General features: G+C 71.3%; 13 protein-coding genes. 8 read left to right on the forward strand and 5 right to left on the reverse strand.

Annotated elements, in window-relative coordinates; genetic code table 11:
* Positions 1-191: 191 nt before the first annotated feature.
* The 3 genes from ACN28G_RS29155 to ACN28G_RS29165 form a co-directional block, all read right to left on the reverse strand.
* Positions 192-1532 carry a PHB depolymerase family esterase gene (locus tag ACN28G_RS29155; RefSeq protein WP_091433924.1) on the reverse strand — a complete coding sequence of 447 codons (1341 nt, stop codon included), beginning with the start codon at positions 1530-1532 and terminating at the stop codon, positions 192-194.
* A gap of 78 nt (positions 1533-1610) precedes the next feature.
* Positions 1611-2402, reverse strand: a complete 792-nt coding sequence (locus tag ACN28G_RS29160; RefSeq protein ID WP_421480811.1) for a SigB/SigF/SigG family RNA polymerase sigma factor — start codon at positions 2400-2402, stop codon at positions 1611-1613.
* 239 nt (positions 2403-2641) lie between these two features.
* Positions 2642-2827, reverse strand: a complete 186-nt coding sequence (locus ACN28G_RS29165; protein ID WP_091433927.1) for a hypothetical protein — start codon at positions 2825-2827, stop codon at positions 2642-2644.
* A gap of 392 nt (positions 2828-3219) precedes the next feature.
* Between ACN28G_RS29165 and ACN28G_RS29170 the strand changes: the two genes are divergently transcribed.
* The 6 genes from ACN28G_RS29170 to ACN28G_RS29195 are packed head-to-tail and all read left to right on the forward strand — an operon-like array spanning position 3220 to position 11133.
* Positions 3220-5211 (forward strand): alpha-L-fucosidase, encoded by a 1992-nt coding sequence (locus tag ACN28G_RS29170; protein WP_091433929.1) that lies wholly within the window; start codon positions 3220-3222, stop codon positions 5209-5211.
* 27 nt (positions 5212-5238) lie between these two features.
* Positions 5239-6309, forward strand: a complete 1071-nt coding sequence (locus ACN28G_RS29175) for a sugar ABC transporter substrate-binding protein (RefSeq protein ID WP_091433931.1) — start codon at positions 5239-5241, stop codon at positions 6307-6309.
* Positions 6306-7847 (forward strand): sugar ABC transporter ATP-binding protein, encoded by a 1542-nt coding sequence (locus ACN28G_RS29180; protein ID WP_091433933.1) that lies wholly within the window; start codon positions 6306-6308, stop codon positions 7845-7847. Before ACN28G_RS29175 ends, ACN28G_RS29180 begins: the two co-directional genes overlap by 4 nt.
* Complete coding sequence (locus ACN28G_RS29185) at positions 7840-8877, forward strand: ABC transporter permease (RefSeq protein WP_091433935.1); 1038 nt, start codon at positions 7840-7842, stop codon at positions 8875-8877. Before ACN28G_RS29180 ends, ACN28G_RS29185 begins: the two co-directional genes overlap by 8 nt.
* A 49-nt stretch (positions 8878-8926) precedes the next feature.
* Positions 8927-10261: an enolase C-terminal domain-like protein gene (locus ACN28G_RS29190; RefSeq protein ID WP_091445845.1), complete on the forward strand. Its 1335-nt coding sequence runs from the start codon at positions 8927-8929 to the stop codon at positions 10259-10261.
* Entirely contained in the window at positions 10258-11133 is an 876-nt protein-coding gene (locus tag ACN28G_RS29195) for an amidohydrolase family protein (protein WP_091445846.1), read from the forward strand. The genes ACN28G_RS29190 and ACN28G_RS29195 overlap by 4 nt, the downstream gene beginning before the upstream one ends.
* Positions 11134-11150: 17 nt before the next feature.
* On the opposite strand, the gene ACN28G_RS29200 is transcribed toward ACN28G_RS29195, so the two are convergent.
* Positions 11151-11846 carry a FadR/GntR family transcriptional regulator gene (locus ACN28G_RS29200; RefSeq protein ID WP_091433937.1) on the reverse strand — a complete coding sequence of 232 codons (696 nt, stop codon included), beginning with the start codon at positions 11844-11846 and terminating at the stop codon, positions 11151-11153.
* 143 nt (positions 11847-11989) lie between these two features.
* On the opposite strand from ACN28G_RS29200, the gene ACN28G_RS29205 reads away from it, so the two are divergent.
* A complete protein-coding gene (locus tag ACN28G_RS29205) occupies positions 11990-13015 on the forward strand; it encodes a zinc-dependent alcohol dehydrogenase (protein WP_091433940.1) in 1026 nt (341 codons plus the stop codon).
* On the forward strand, positions 13012-13773 hold the full coding sequence (locus tag ACN28G_RS29210; protein WP_421480812.1) for an SDR family oxidoreductase: 762 nt from the start codon (positions 13012-13014) through the stop codon (positions 13771-13773). Before ACN28G_RS29205 ends, ACN28G_RS29210 begins: the two co-directional genes overlap by 4 nt.
* A gap of 125 nt (positions 13774-13898) precedes the next feature.
* Here ACN28G_RS29210 and ACN28G_RS29215 read toward each other — a convergent pair whose 3' ends face one another.
* On the reverse strand, positions 13899-15344 hold the full coding sequence (locus tag ACN28G_RS29215) for a PepSY-associated TM helix domain-containing protein (RefSeq protein WP_091433944.1): 1446 nt from the start codon (positions 15342-15344) through the stop codon (positions 13899-13901).
* Positions 15345-15627 lie beyond the last annotated feature (283 nt).

A 15627-nucleotide genomic window follows, 5' to 3' on the forward strand; every position in this document is an offset into this window, starting at 1 on the left:
CCTGCCGCCCGACCGTCCGCCGGCCCCGCCCGGGTGCAGCTTTGGCGACAACTTCCTTGTTGTAGTGGTCTCGGGCGGGTGGGTGGGGACAACATCCAGGAAGCTGCGGAACAACTGTGACGGCGGTTGCCCGTGGCGTCAGGTAGGTGTCACGAAGGGAGACGGTGCCGGGGGGCGTGAGCGGAGCGGGCTCAGGTGGTGGTGCAGGTGGCGCCGTTGAAGGTGAAGGCCGACGGTCGGCCGGTGTTGCCGGTGTGGGTGGCCTGGAAGCCGAAGCTGACCGAGGCCCCGGGGGCGAGCGCGGCGTTGTAGGACACGTTGCGGGCGGTCACCGCGCCGCTGGTCGGGGCGATGGTGGCGTTCCAGCCGCTGCTGACGCTCTGCCCGGCCGGCAGGGTGAAGGCCAGGGCCCAGCCGTTGACCGCGGTGGCGCCGGTGTTGGTGACGGTCACCTCGGCGGTCAGGCCGCTGTTCCAGGCGTTCACCGCGTACCCGACCCGGCAGGCACCGGCCGACGGCGGCGTGGTCGGCGGCGGCGTGGTCGGGGGCACCGTCGGCGGGGTGGTCGGGGGCGTGGTCGGCGGCGTGGTCGGGGGCACCGTGGGCGGCGTGCTGCCGTCGAGGCCGAAGAAGCGGATGGCCTGGGCGGCGTCGACCGGCAGGTTGTGCCCCACGCCCTGCATGCTGATCGCCTCGACCGGGGCGGTGCCGCCGGAGCCGCCGTACCGGGTGCGGGTGTAGCCGGCCTGCGGGGTGTCGGTGTACGTCGGGGTCTGGCTCAGGCCGTGCAGGTTGGTCCACTGCTTGATCTGCTCACCGAAGTTCGGGTACCGCAGGGTGTCGTCGTTGGTGCCGTGCCAGGTCTGCATCCGCGGGTGGGGGCCGGTGTAGCCCGGGTACGCGTTGCGGACCAGGTCGCCCCAGGCCTGCGCGGTCCGGGTCACCTGCCCGTTGGCGCACTCGCTGTTCCACTCCGAGCCGTTCGTGGTGGCGAAGCAGCCGAACGGCACCCCGGAGAAGGCCGCGCCGGCGCTGAACACGTCCGGGTAGAGCCCGAGCAGGACGTTGGTCATCATCGCCCCGGAGGAGATGCCGGTGGCGAAGATCCGGGTCGGGTCGACGGCGTACCGCTGCCGGACGTGATCGATCATGGACTTGATGCCGACCGGATCGCTGCCACCGTCGCGGCGCAGTGCCTGCGGCGAGGAGACGTCGAAGCACTGGCTGCTGCGGGTCACCGACGGATAGACCACGATGTAGCCGTACCGGTTGGCCAGCTCGTCGAACTGGGTGCCGTTGTACATCGCCGGTCCGGTGCCGGTGCAGTAGTGCACGGCGACCACCAGCGCCGGCCGGGGCGCGACGTTGTCCGGCACGTACAGGTACATCCGCAGGTTGCTGGGGTTGGTGCCGAAGTTGGTCACCTCGGTCAGGGTGGCCGCCGAGGCGGGCGCGGGGACCGTCACCGCCACCAGCGCGGTCAGGACGGCGGCGAACACGGCAGCACACAGCACTCGGGCTTTCACATCCATGAGTGTGGATACGAGTGTCGGGTTTGGCAAGGGCCCGCGTGGCCGGGGGGCGGCAGTTGGCCGTCGAGCTGGCGGCGGCTAGGCGTCCAGGCGGCGGCGCAGCGTGGCCAGTGACCGGGTGATGAGCCGGGACACCTGCATCTGGGAGACCCCGACCTGCTCGGCGATCTCGCTCTGCGTCAGGTTGCCGTGGAAGCGCAGGTCGAGGATCCGGCGCTCGCGGGGCGGCAGGGTGGCGAGGGCCGGGCCGAGCGCGATCCGGCTCTCGGCCCGCTCCAGCTCGTGGTCGTCGACGCCGATCGTGTCACCGAGCTCCTGCGTGCTGTCGACACCGGTCGGCGTGGACAGTGAGGTGGCCCGGTAGGCCATCGCACCCTCCAGCCCCTCCAGGACGGTCTCCTCCGACACGTCGAGGTAGGCCGCGATGTCGGCCACGGTGGGCGAACGCTGCAACCGGTGGGTAAGGGTGCTGTTCGCCTCGGAGATCGACAGCCGGAGTTCCTGTAGCCGGCGGGGCACCCGGATCGCCCACGTGCGGTCGCGGAAGTAGCGCTTGACCTCGCCGAGGACGGTCGGGATGGCGTACCCGGCGAAGTCGATGCCCCGGGCGGGGTCGAAGTTGTCCACCGCCTTGATCAGCCCGACGGCGGCGGTCTGGTCCAGGTCGTCGTCGGGGACCCCGCGCCCCGAGTAGCGGCGGGCCAGGTGGCGGGCCAGTGGCAGCCAGGCCTCGATGGCCCGCTCGCGCAGCGCCGAGCGGCTCGACTCGTCGAGACCCGGTGCGGCCATCGCGGCCAGGATGTCCTCCGGGCGGTCGGTGGTGGGGACGGCTGGCTGGGTGCTCGACTTCTGCGTGCAGGTGGTGACCATGGTTGGTCCCTCCGCAACTGCCCGTGGCGGATCGACCGGAGGATCTCCGAAACCGGCGTTGGCCGGAAGCGCACCGACGGGCGGGGTGCGCTTGTCGCGGTCACGATCGCGGGCGGCGTCACCGCGTCATGTCGTGCACTGCGCACGCTACCCGAAAAGGTGGCAACCGGATAGCCGAAAGGGTGAGTTTGAGCAGGTGGATGTGGTGGGCCCGGTCACTCCGTGGCGGGTCCGGTCGGTCAGTTGCCCCGGTCCCGGCGCTTGCCGGTGGCCGTGGCCGGCAGCTCCGGGCCGACCGCGAAGGGGTGACGCAGTCGACGCATCGCCTCCTCGCTGCCGTCGAAGCTCACCTTCGCCTCGTCGGCCCCGTCGAGGGTGGGCGCGGAGAGGAACAGTGCCGGCACCTGATCGCCGTTGAGAGTCATGCAAGTCCTTTGCTGGGAAGCGGAAGCGCTTCGAGGTGCGGGAGGAACCAGCCGCCCGACATGGTGCGGCGCGGCGTGCGAGCCGGACCCGCAGGCCTGGTCGTGGTGTCCCGGTAGCGGGCGACTGCCCGTCGACACCGACCATACCCGCCCGCCACCACCCTTGATCGCCCCGGCACGACACGATGCGAAGTCGTCAGATGTCCGTCCACGTGCAGGAAACATGCTCGAGGCGGCGAGGGACGGCCGGTGGCCAGATCCCGTGATTCTTCCGGCATTCACGCATTGACGGCAGGTATCGAAAGCCTTTAACGTCTGATGTCTGGACTGCCGGGTACCACCACCCACCCCCGGTAAGTACCACCACCAACCCCCGTACTGGAGGGATTGCCATGTCCCGTCCCGCGATCTCCCGACGTTCGCTGCTGGCCGCCGCCGGCGCGACCGGTGCCGCTGCCGCCGTCGGCGGCCTGATCCGTCCCTTCCCCGCATCCGCCGCCATCCCCGGGCCGACCAGCTACTCCGAGAACTGGGCGTCGGTCGGTCAGCACCCGGCCGCGGCGGAGTGGTTCCAGGACGCCAAGTTCGGCATCTACTACCACTGGGGTGCGTTCAGCGTCCCGGCGTTCGCCAACGAGTGGTACCCGCGCAACATGTACAACCCCGGCTCGGGCGAGAACAACCACCACCGCAACACCTACGGCGACCCGGCGTCCTGGCCGTACCACAACTTCATCAACGGGGCGAACGACCGGTCGGGGCGGTTCGTGCAGTTCGCCCCGCGGCTGCGGTCGGCCGGCGGCAACTTCGACCCGAACGAGTGGGCGCAGCTCTTCGTCGACGCCGGCGCCCGCTTCGCCGGGCCGGTGGCCGAGCACCACGACGGCTTCTCGATGTGGGACAGCCGGGTCAACGAGTGGAACTCGGTGGCCCGGGGGCCCCGCCTCAACCTGCTCAAACTGCACACCGACGCGATCCGCGCGCGCGGGATGAAGGTGTTCGTGTCGATGCACCACGCCTTCAACTTCACCGGCTTCTACCAGTGGGCGCCGCAGCAGTCCGACCCGAGCCTGCGCAAGCTCTACGGGCAGCTCGGCACGGCGGCCCAGGAGCAGCTCTGGTACGACAAGCTGCGCGAGGTCATCGACCAGTCCCAGCCGGACATCCTCTGGCAGGACTTCGACCTGCGCCGGATCAGCGACGCGCAGCGGACGAAGTTCCTGGCGTACTACTACAACCGGGCCGTGGCGTGGGACAAGGAGGTCGTCGCCACCTACAAGGACGGTCTGGAGCTCGGCGGCGCGGTCTACGACTACGAGCGGGGCGGGCCGGCTGAGATCCGCCAGCCGTACTGGCTGACCGACGACAGCATCAGCAGCTCGAGCTGGAGCTACACCAACGGTCTCGGCTACTACTCGCTGCCCCAGATGCTGCACTCGCTTATCGACCGGGTGAGCAAGAACGGCACGATGGTGCTCAACATCGCGCCGATGGCCGACGGCACCATCCCGTCGGGTCAGCAGACGCTGCTGCGCGGCATCGGCGACTACCTGCGGCGTTTCGGTGAGTCGATCTACTCCACCCGGGCCTGGAGCATCTTCGGCGAGGGTCCGACCAAGATGGGTGGTGGCTACTTCGTCGCCCCGGTGGTCGGCACCCCGCGGGACATCCGGTTCACCCGCAGCAAGGACAACCGCGTGCTGTACGCGACGATCCTCGGCTGGCCGGGCAGCACCGTGAACATCACCACGCTGGCGTCGAACCGGATCAACCTCTCCTCGCTGACCGGCGTCCAGCTGCTCGGCTCGACCGCCGGCAGCTACGTGAACCTGCCGACCCGTACCCAGGACAACGCCGGCCTGCGGATCACCCTGCCGTCGGCGAACGCGCCGTTCAGCGCCACCGCCTACGTGGTGAAGTTGACCTTCAGCGGTGCGATCCCGTCTCTCGGTGGTGGCCCCGCCGTCCCGTCGACGTACCAGCGGATCACCAATGTGGTCAACGGCCTGGCGCTGGACAGCGGCGGCAACGTCGCCTCGGGTTCGCCGCTCAAGCAGTGGAGCTGGGACGGCAGCGTCAACCTCCAGTGGCAGCTCGTCGACCTGGGCAGCGGATACTACCGGATCGTCAACCGCGCCAACGGCATGGTCATCGACGGATTCGGCCAGACCGGCAACGGGGCCGCCGCCCAGCAGGCCGCGTGGAACGGTGGCAACAGCCAGCAGTGGCAGCTCACCGACCAGGGCAGCGGGCGCTACCGGATCGCCAACCGGGCCACCGGGCTGGTCCTCGACGGCGGTGGGCAGGTCGCCTCCGGCTCGACGGTCAAGCAGTGGAGCTGGGACGGCAGCAACAACCTGCTCTGGACCCTCACCGCGGTCTGATCCTTCGCCGATTCCAGGAGTGTGGCAATGAAACGTAAGGCTCTGCTGAGCGCGGGACTGACGCTGGTGCTCGGTGCGACGGCCGTCCTCGGCGCCGGCTGCGGCGAGGACGCTGGCGGCTCGACCGGCTCGGGCGGTGCCGAGCTGCTGGCCGGAGTGGACTACCCCCGCTCCGACACGGACTTCTGGAACTCGTACATCGGGTACGTGCCGCGGTTCGCCGACGAGATGGGGGTCGAACTCAAGACCACCAACTCGCAGAACGACATCGCGAACCTGATCTCGAACGCCCAGACCTTCATGAGCCAGGGTGTCAAGGGCGTGGTGATGGCCCCGCAGGACACGGCCGCCATCGCGCCCACCCTGACCCAGCTCGAAGACCGCAAGATCCCGGTGGTCACCATCGACACCCGGCCGGACACCGGCAAGGTCTTCATGGTCGTGCGCGCCGACAACCGCGCCTACGGCACCAAGGCCTGCCAGTTCCTCGGCACCAAACTGGGCGGTCGGGGCAAGGTCGTGATGCTCCAGGGCGGGCTGGACTCGATCAACGGCCGGGACCGCACCGAGGCGTTCAACGAGTGCATGCGCAGCAACTTCCCCGGCATCACCGTCTTCGGTGAGGCCACCGACTGGAAGGCCGACGTGGCGGCGTCGAAGCTGCAGACCAGGTTCGCCTCCGACCCGGACATCAAGGGCGTCTACATGCAGTCGTCCTTCGCACTGTCCGGCACCCTGCAGATCCTCAAGCAGCGGGGCCTGCAGGTGCCGCCGAGCGACCCCCGGCACGTCTTCGTGGTCTCCAACGACGGCATACCGGAGGAGCTGAAGAACATCGGTGACGGTCTGATCGACGCCACCGTGAGCCAGCCGGCCGACCTGTACGCCCGGTACGGTCTGGAGTACGTCAAGGCGGCGATCGAGGGCAAGACCTTCCAGCCCGGCCCGACCGACCACGGCAGCACCATCATCCAGGTACGCGAGGGGATGCTGGAGGACCAGCTGCCGGCGCCGCTGGTGACGGCGGACGGCGCGCCGATCGCCGGCGAACCCACCGTGAAGTTCGACGACGCCTCGCTCTGGGGCAACAACGGATGAGTGTCGGCGCACACCACCCGTCCGGCGGGCCGGTCGGCGACGACCGGCCCGTGGTCGAGGCCGTCAACATCAGCAAGCGTTTCGGGTCGACGGTCGCCCTGGCCGGGGCGGGCATCACGGTCCGCCGGGGCGAGACGCACGCCCTGGTGGGGCGCAACGGCGCCGGCAAGTCGACGTTGGTCAGCATCCTCACCGGGTTGCAGGCCGCCGACGACGGCTCGGTCCTCTTCGACGGGCGTCCGGCTCCACCGCTGGGCGACCGTGACGCCTGGCGGCGGCGGGTGGCGTGCGTCTACCAGAAGTCGACGATCATCGACACCCTCACCGTGGCGGAGAACCTCTTCCTCAACCGGCACGCCCGGGGCCGGGCCGGGTTGATCGGGTGGTCGAGTCTGCGTCGCGAGGCGGAGCGGTTGCTGGCGGCGTGGTCGGTCGAGGTCGACGTGCGTCAGCCCGCGGCGACGCTCTCGGTCGAGCAACGGCAGTTCGTGGAGATCGCCCGGGCGCTCTCCTTCGGGGCCCGGTTCATCGTCCTCGACGAGCCGACCGCCCAGCTCGACGGCGCGGGCATCAACCGGTTGTTCGCCCGGATCCGCCACCTGCGGGCCCAGGGGGTGACGTTCCTGTTCATCAGCCACCACCTGCAGGAGATCTACGAACTCTGCGACCGGGTGACGGTGTTCCGGGACGCGCGGCACATCGTCACCGCCCCGGTGGCCGAGTTGAGCAAGCCGGCGCTGGTCGCCGCGATGACCGGCGAGGACGTGACGATGCCGGTGGCCGACCACCGATCGCTGCCGACCGACGCGCCGGTGCGGCTCGCCGTGCGGGACCTGGTCACCTCCTCCGGTGCCGAGGTGTCGTTCCAGGCCCGCGCAGGTGAGGTGGTCGGGATCGCCGGCGGCGGTGGCAGCGGCAAGGTCGAGGTCGCCGAGGCGATCGTCGGTCTGGCCCGCCGGGTGGGCGGCACCGTGGTCGTCGACGGTCGGGCGCTGCGGTCGGGCAGTGTGCCCGACGCCCTCGCCGCCGGGGTCGGGCTGGTGCCGCAGGACCGGCACCGCGAGGGGCTGGTGCCGTCGCTGTCGATCGCGGAGAACGTCACGATGACCGTGCCGGGCCGCATCGAGTGGCGCGGCCTGATCTCGCCGGCCCGGCGGGACGCCCTGGCCCGCCGGGCCATCGCCGATCTGGCGATCAAGGCGGCCGGCCCGCAGGTGCCGGTCGCGGACCTCTCCGGCGGCAACCAGCAGAAGGTCGTCATGGGCCGGGCACTGGCCAGCGATCCGAAGCTGCTGGTGCTCGTCACGCCGACCGCCGGCGTCGACGTGCGCTCCAAACAGACCCTGCTCGGTGTGGTCGAGGACGTCCGCCGCCGGGGCACCGCCGTGCTGGTGGTCTCCGACGAACTCGACGACCTGCGGATCTGCGACCGCGTGCTGGTGATGTTCCAGGGCCGGGTGGTCGCCGAGATGCCGTCCGGCTGGCGTGACAACGAGCTGGTAGCCGCGATGGAAGGGGTGGATCTCCACCATGTCTGAGACGCTCTCCACCACCACGGCACCGGCGGCGGCACCACCACCGCCGCCGGCCGGGTCACGGAGTCTGGCCCTGGCCCGGCTGCGGGACCTGGCGCTGGTGCCGGCGATCGTGGCGGTCGCGATCGTCGGGTCGATCGTCAACCCGGTCTTCCTCAGCTCCGACAACGTCATCAACGTGCTGCAGAGCATGTCGGAGATCGCCGTCCTGGTGCTCGCCCAGACCATCGTGCTGATCACCGGCAAGATGGACCTGTCGCTGGAGTCCACCTTCGGACTGGCGCCCGGCATCGCGGCCTGGTTGGTCGTGGATCCCGCCCTCACCCGGGGACTCGGGCTCGGTGCCCTGCCGGAGGCCTGGGCGGTCCCGGTCGTGCTGGCCGTCGGTGCCCTGGTCGGAGCCTTCAACGGGCTGCTCATCGTCCGGTTCGGGCTCAACGGCTTCATCGTCACGCTGGGCATGCTGATCGTCCTGCGCGGGTTGCTGACCGGCATCTCCGGCGGCCAGACCTTCTTCGCGTTGCCGGAGTCGATGACGTACCTCGGCTCCGCGACCTGGTTGCGGGTGCCGGCCTCGATCTGGGTGTCGTTGCTGCTCTTCGCGGTCGGCGTCGTGGTGCTCGGCTGGACCCGGGCGGGCCGTGCGCTGTACGCGATCGGGGGCAACGCGGACGCGGCCCGCGCGGCGGGCATCCGCACCGACCGGGTGCTGTGGATCGCGTTGGTGGTGGCCAGTCTGCTCGCGGCCCTGGCCGGTCTGCTGATCAGCGGCCGGTTGGCGGCGGTGCCGGCGGCCCAGGGCAGCGGCGCGATCTTCCAGGTCTTCGCGGCTGCGGTGATCGGTGGCGTCAGCCTCAACGGCGGCAAGGGGAGTGTCTTCGGCGCGTTCACCGGCGTCCTGCTGCTTTTTATGATCATCAACGTGTTGACCCTGGCCGGGGTGCCCGCGCAGTGGACGAACTTCCTCAACGGCACCGTCATCCTGGTGGCCCTGGTGGTCTCCCGAATCACCGGAGGCAAGTCGCAGAACTGAGGTGGACCGGTCCAACGGTAAGCAGCTGTTCGATTCTCCAGGAGTCTCGGTGACTGAGCGCATCTCGTCCGTAGAAACGATCGACGTACGGTTTCCCACCTCGCGGCACCGCGACGGGTCGGACGCCATGAACCCGTTCCCGGACTACTCCGCCGCCTACGTGGTCCTGCGGACATCGGCGGGCGCATGCGGGTACGGCCTGGTCTTCACGGTGGGGCGGGGCACCGAGATCCAGGTCGCGGCCGTGCGGTCGCTGGCGTCGATGGTGATCGACCGGCCGGTCGACGAGCTGACCGCCGACCCGGGGGCGTTGGCCCGGCGGCTGGTCGGCGACAGCCAGATCCGCTGGCTGGGGCCGGAGAAGGGGGTCGTGCACATGGCGGCCGGCGGTCTGGTCAACGCGGTCTGGGACCTCGCCGCGCGGCGGGCCGGCAAGCCACTGTGGAAGCTCCTCGCCGACCTCACCCCGGAGCAGCTCGTCGCGCAGGTCGACTTCCGCTACCTGCGCGACGCCCTGACCGAGCAGGAGGCGTTGGCCCTGCTACGGGCCGCCGTCGACGGGCGGGCCGAGCGGGAGCGGCGGTTGCGGACCGAGGGATACCCGGCGTACACCACGACCCCCGGTTGGCTGGGCTACGACGACGAGAAGCTGGCCCGGCTCTGCGCGGAGGCGGTGCGGGACGGGTACCGGTTGATCAAGATCAAGGTCGGTGGGAACCTGGCCGACGACGTACGCCGGATGGGGATCGCCCGGCGGGCGGTCGGCCCGGACGTCCGGATCGCGGTGGACGCCAACCAGATCTGGGGCGTACCCGAGGCGATCCGGTGGATGCGTGAGCTGGCCCCGTTCGACCCGTACTGGATCGAGGAGCCGACCTCGCCGGACGACGTGCTCGGGCACGCCGCCGTGCGCAAGGCCCTCGCCCCGGTCCGGGTGGCCACCGGCGAGCACGTGCACAACGCGGTGATGTTCAAGCAGTTGCTCCAGGCCGACGCCGTCGACGTGGTGCAGATCGACGCCTGCCGGGTCGCCGGGGTCAACGAGAACCTGGCGATCCTGCTGCTCGCGGCGAAGTTCGGGGTGCCGGTCTGCCCGCACGCCGGCGGGGTCGGGCTCTGCGAGCTGGTGCAGCACCTGGCCATGTTCGACTTCGTCGCGCTCAGCGGCAGCACCGAGGACCGCGCCATCGAGTACGTCGACCACCTGCACGAGCACTTCACCGACCCGGTACGGGTAAGCGGCGGCAGGTACCACGCGCCGACCGCCCCGGGTATGAGTGCCGAGATCGTGCCCGCCTCGGTCATCGAGTACCGCTACCCTGACGGGCCGCAGTGGATGCCGGTGTCGGCCGTGCCGGTCGGGACGGGAGCACCGACGGCGTGATCATTGACGCGCACCACCACCTGTGGTTGCCGGAGCGTGGCTACGACTGGCTCGACGCGCCCGAGGTGGCCGCCATCCGCCGCCCGTTCACCCCGGCGGACCTGACCGCCGAGCTCACCGCGGCCGGGGTCACCGGCACCGTGCTGGTCGAGGGCGGTCGTTGCCACCCCGACGAGGCGGCGGAGTTCCTCGGCTACGCCGCCGACACCCCGCCGATCCTCGGGGTGGTGGCCTGGCTCGACGTCGCCGCCGGGGACGTGGCCGCCACCATCGGGCGCTACCGCCGGCTGCGCGGGGGCGAGCTGCTGGTCGGGGTACGCGCCCAGGTGCAGGGCGAGGCGGACCCGGACTACCTCGACCGGCCCGACGTACGGCGTGGGCTGGCCGAGATCGGTGCCGCCGGCCTGGTCTTCGACCTGGTGATCCGGGCCGACCAGTTGCCGGCGGCGGCGCGGGCGGCGCGGGCCGTGCCCGAGCTCCGGTTCGTCCTCGACCACCTGGGCAAACCCCGCATCGACGAGGGTGCGGCGGGCCTGCGCCGGTGGCGGGACCCGTTCGCCGCGCTGGCCGCCAACCCCAACGTCACCGGCAAGCTCTCCGGGCTGGTCACCGAGGCCCGGCCGGACTGGACGCCGGCGGACCTCCGGCCGTTCGTCGAGGTGGCGGTCGAGGAGTTCGGCGCCCATCGTCTGATGTTTGGCTCCGACTGGCCGGTCTGCCTGCTCAGGTCGGACTACCCGGGGGTGCTCCGGACGCTGACCGCCGCGTTGCCGGCACTGCCGGCCGAGCAGCGGCACGAGATCTTCGCCGGCACCGCCGTGCGCACCTACCAGCTGCGGGTCGACCGGCCCGCCCCGGTGGCATCGGAATGACGGTCACCGCCGTGCGGTCAGCCACCGGCCGCCTGCGCGGCGAGCACCGTACGCAACCACGCCTCACTGGTGTTGACGTGCATCAACGCGGTGGCGTGGGCGAGCAGCTGGTCGCGCGAGCGCAGCGCGAGGTAGATCGCGTGGTGTTCGTCGATGGTCTTGTGCGCCGCGTTGCCCTCGATCAACCCGCGCCAGACCCGGGCCCGCAAGGTACGGCTGGACAACCCGTCCAGCAGCGAGGTGAGGGTCTCGTTGCCGGTGGTCGCGACGACCGTGTGGTGGAAGGCCGTGTCGAAGCGGATCAACTGCTCGGCGTCGTCGGCCGCGGCCCGCATGTCCTCCAGGATCCGGCTCAGCTCGTCCAGCTCGACGTCGGTCATCCGCAGCGCCGCCAAGCCGGTGGCCACCGGCTCCAGCATCCGGCGGACCTCCATCACCTCCAGCAGGGTGTCGTCGCGCAGCAGCTCCACCGCGACGCCCAGGCCCTCCAGGAGCAGCCGGGGGGCGAGGCTGGTGACGTACGTCCCGTCACCGCGGCGTACGTCGAGCACCCGGGCCGACTCGAGCACCTTGACCGCCTCCCGGACCCCGCTGCGGGACAGCCCCATCTGGGCGGCCAGCTGCGGCTCCGGTGGCAGTCGCGTGCCGGGTGGCAGCTCGCCGCTCTGGATCATGCTGCGGATCCGCGCGATCGCGTCGTCGGTCAGTGCCATCCGGGCCCCCTTCTCCGCGGGCCGTCGAGCGCCGTCGCGACGGGCCCGCCGCCAGTGACCGGCAACGGCGGCCCTGACCAATATAGAGACATCGGACGTTTGTTGTCGTCAGGGATGTCCCGCGACCTGACCGAGGAGCCCAGGTGAACCGCAGCGCGCACTACGTCGGCCCGCACACCTTCGTCGTCGAGGAGACCGCCGAGGTGCCGCCCGGCCCCGGCCAGGTACGCATCGACGTGGCGTACACCGGGATCTGCGGCACCGACCTGCACATCGCGCACGGCGCGATGGACCAGCGGGTGACGGTGCCGGCGGTGATCGGCCACGAGATGTCCGGCCGGATCGCCGAGCTCGGCCCGGACGTCCAAGGCCACCGGGTGGGTGATCCGGTGACCGTGCTGCCGCTGGACTGGTGCGGCGAGTGCCCCGCCTGCCGCGCCGGCCACACCCACATCTGCCACCGGCTCAACTTCGTCGGCATCGACTCGCCCGGCTCCATGCAGCACTCCTGGACGGTGCCGGCCCGGATCCTGGTGCCGTTGCCGGCGGAGCTGCCGCTGGCCCACGCCGCGCTTGTCGAGCCGACCGCGGTGGCCGTGCACGACGTACGACGTTCCCGGCTGGCCGCCGGCGAACACGCGGTGGTGATCGGGGCCGGCCCGGTCGGCCTGCTCATCGCCACGGTCGCCCAGGCCACCGGTGCCGTGGTCACCGTGCTGGAGCTCGACAAGGGTCGCCGGGACCTCGCCGCCGACCTCGGGCTGCGCACCCTGGACCCGGCGGCGGTCGACGTCGCCGAGCAGGTCCGGGAGGCCACCGGGGGTGCCGGGGCCGACGTGGTCTTCGAGGTGTCCGGCTCGGCGGCCGGGGTCCGGACCGCCACCGACCTGCTCGCCGTACGCGGCCGGCTGGTCGTGGTGGCGATCCATCCCACCCCGCGCGAGGTGGACCTGCACCGGGTCTTCTGGCGGGAACTGGAGTTGATCGGGGTACGGGTCTACCAGAGCGAGGACTACACCGAGGCGGTCCGGCTGGTCCACGGTGGTCAGGTGCCCGCCGAGCGGCTCATCTCCCGGATCGTGCCGCTGGACGACGTGGCCCAGGCCTTCGTGGCCCTCGCCGCCGGTGGTGACGTGAAGGTGCTCGTCGACTGTGGAGGTAATCCGTGAACCCGTTCGACCTCAGCGGCCGGTTGGCCGTGGTGACCGGCTGCCGGCGGGGCATCGGCCTGGCGATGGCCGAGGCCCTGGCGACGGCCGGCGCCGACGTGATCGGGGTCAGTGCGGAGCTGGAGGAGGAGGGCAGCGAGGTCGCGCGGCGGGTGGCCGCCCAGGGGCGCACGTTCGTGGCGTACCGGGCGGACCTGTCGGACCGGGCCGCCGTCCGCGCGCTCGCCGGCTGGCTCGGCCAGCGGGACCGGCCGGTCGACATCCTGGTCAACAATGCCGGCACGATCCGTCGGGCACCGGCGGTCGAGCACACCGACACCGACTGGGAGCACGTCCTGGAGGTCGACCTCACCGCGCCCTTCGTGCTCTCCCGCGAGATCGGCCGGGACATGGTCCGGCGCGGCACCGGGAAGATCATCTTCACCGCGTCCATGCTGAGCTTCCAGGGGGGTGTCACCGTGCCCGGTTACGCCGCGGCCAAGTCCGGGATCGCCGGGCTGACCCGGGCGCTGGCCAACGAGTGGGCACCGCACGGGGTGAACGTCAACGCGATCGCGCCCGGCTACATCGGCACCGACAACACCCGTGCCCTGCGGGACCAGCCGGACCGCAACCGGGCGATCCTGGAGCGGATCCCGGCCGGGCGGTGGGGTAGCCCCGAGGATCTGGCCGGGGTCACCGTCTTCCTCGCCTCCGACGCCGCCGCCTACGTGCACGGCGCGGTGATCCCGGTCGACGGCGGATGGCTCGCCCGCTGACCCACCCCCCGACGCCCCCGGCCAGACCGGCCGAGGGTGAGGGAGGTAAGGAAGGGCCCCTTCTTAACGGCCGACGGTGAGCGGGGTGACCCGCTCTACCGAAAGCGTTAACAAGGGGCCCTTCCTTACGCGGGGGCGTGGCGGTGGCGTCGGCGGGCGAGCAGACCGAGGACCACGTCGACGACGAGGAAGCCCAGCAGGGTGACGCCGAACCAGGGCAACGCCCACCCGAGCGCCGCCACCACCGGTACGCCGACCAGCAGCGCCCACCACGGCAGATCCCGTACGCCACCCCGGGCGGGCGGGGTGCCGAGCGCGGCACGGCGGTCGGACCGGGTGGGCCGGCGCTGCCACCACATGCGGTAGCCCCAGACGATCACGCAGAGCAGACCGATGGCGAGCGCGGCCAACAGCACCTGGTTGACCGGGCCGAACAGCTGACCCATGTGCGCCTGGATGCCGAGGCTGCTGAGCTGGGCCAGTAGCGGCCAGTCGGCGAAGTCGCTGCGGTCGACCACGGTGCCGGTGGCCGGGTCGACGGCGATCCGGTCCAGCCTGACCGGCCAGGTGTTGTCGTTCTGGTTGACCACCCACGCGCTGCCGGACTCCTCGGCCGGGGTGATCTCCACCGGACCGTTCAGACCGGTGTCCCGGGCGACCGCGAGGACCCGTTCGTAGCTGGCCGGCTCCGCCGCCGTCGTCGGGGCCGGACCGCCGTGCCCCTGGTGTTCCCCGCCCCCGGCGGCCGGCGGGACGCCGTCGAGTCCGGTGGCGACGGCCGGGCGGCTGGCCGACAGCGCGTCCAACCCGGCGCTGAAGTTCGCCCCGGCGAAGCGGGACCAGGTCAGGCCGGTGACCGACAGGAAGAGCAGCCCGACGGCGAGCCAGACGCCCGTGGTGGCGTGCCAACCCCGGGTCCGTCGGACCCCCTTGCCGGCGGAGAGGTCCGGCACGAGCAGGTGCTTCATCCGGGTACGGGAGGTGGCGCGGCGACGCCACCACAGGACCACGCCGCCGAGGGCGAGGACCCACAGCCAGCTGGCCGCGATCTCGGAGTAGTGCCTGCCGAACTCGCCCAGCTGCAGGTTGCGGTGCAGGTCGTCCAGCCAGGTGCTGGCCGGGGTGTACCCGAACCAGGTGGTCAGCTGCCCCTTCACCTCGCCGGTGTACGGGTCGACGTAGACGGTGTGCTGCCGGTCGTCGGTCAGGTCGGGTTGGGAGAACGTGACCCTGGTGGTCTGCTCGTCGGTGCCGATCGCCACGGTGGCGATGGTGCCGTCGGGGTGCGCGGCGCGGGCGGCGGCGACCTGCTCGGCCAGCGGCTTCGGCTGCTCACCGACGGCGGCGACGGTGAGCTGGTCGCCGTAGAGGATCCGGTCCACCTGGGGGCTGACCGTGTAGGCCAGCCCGGTCAGCGCGGCGACCACCAGGAACGGAGCGACCAGCACCCCGGCGTAGAAGTGCAACCGGACCAGCAGGGCCGCCCACGGCGCGGGCCGGCGTACCGGGCGGGCGGGGTCGCCGTTGGCGGGCGGGTTCGGGGTGGGATCGACCAGTTCGGTCACGGACATGGACTACTCCGATCGGAAGGCGGTGCTGCGCAGGTGGCGGTGTCCAGCTGCGGGCACCGTCTCCCGGTCGAGTAGTCGGGCACGGTCCCGGACAAGTTCCCGTCCCGGTGCCGCCACAACGGGAAACCGCCAGACATCGACGCAGCTCAGGCCGGCTCTCTGGCGGCAGGCCCCGGTTCTGCCCTGGCGATGCCGGGCGGTGTCGGGCAGACTGGCGAGGCCCTGACATTTACCGGCGACGATCAGACGACGCGTGCGTACATTGAGGTGAATCGGTGGGGAG

The organism is Micromonospora sp. WMMA1923 (assembly GCF_049179195.1).
Classification (GTDB): domain Bacteria; phylum Actinomycetota; class Actinomycetes; order Mycobacteriales; family Micromonosporaceae; genus Micromonospora; species Micromonospora yangpuensis.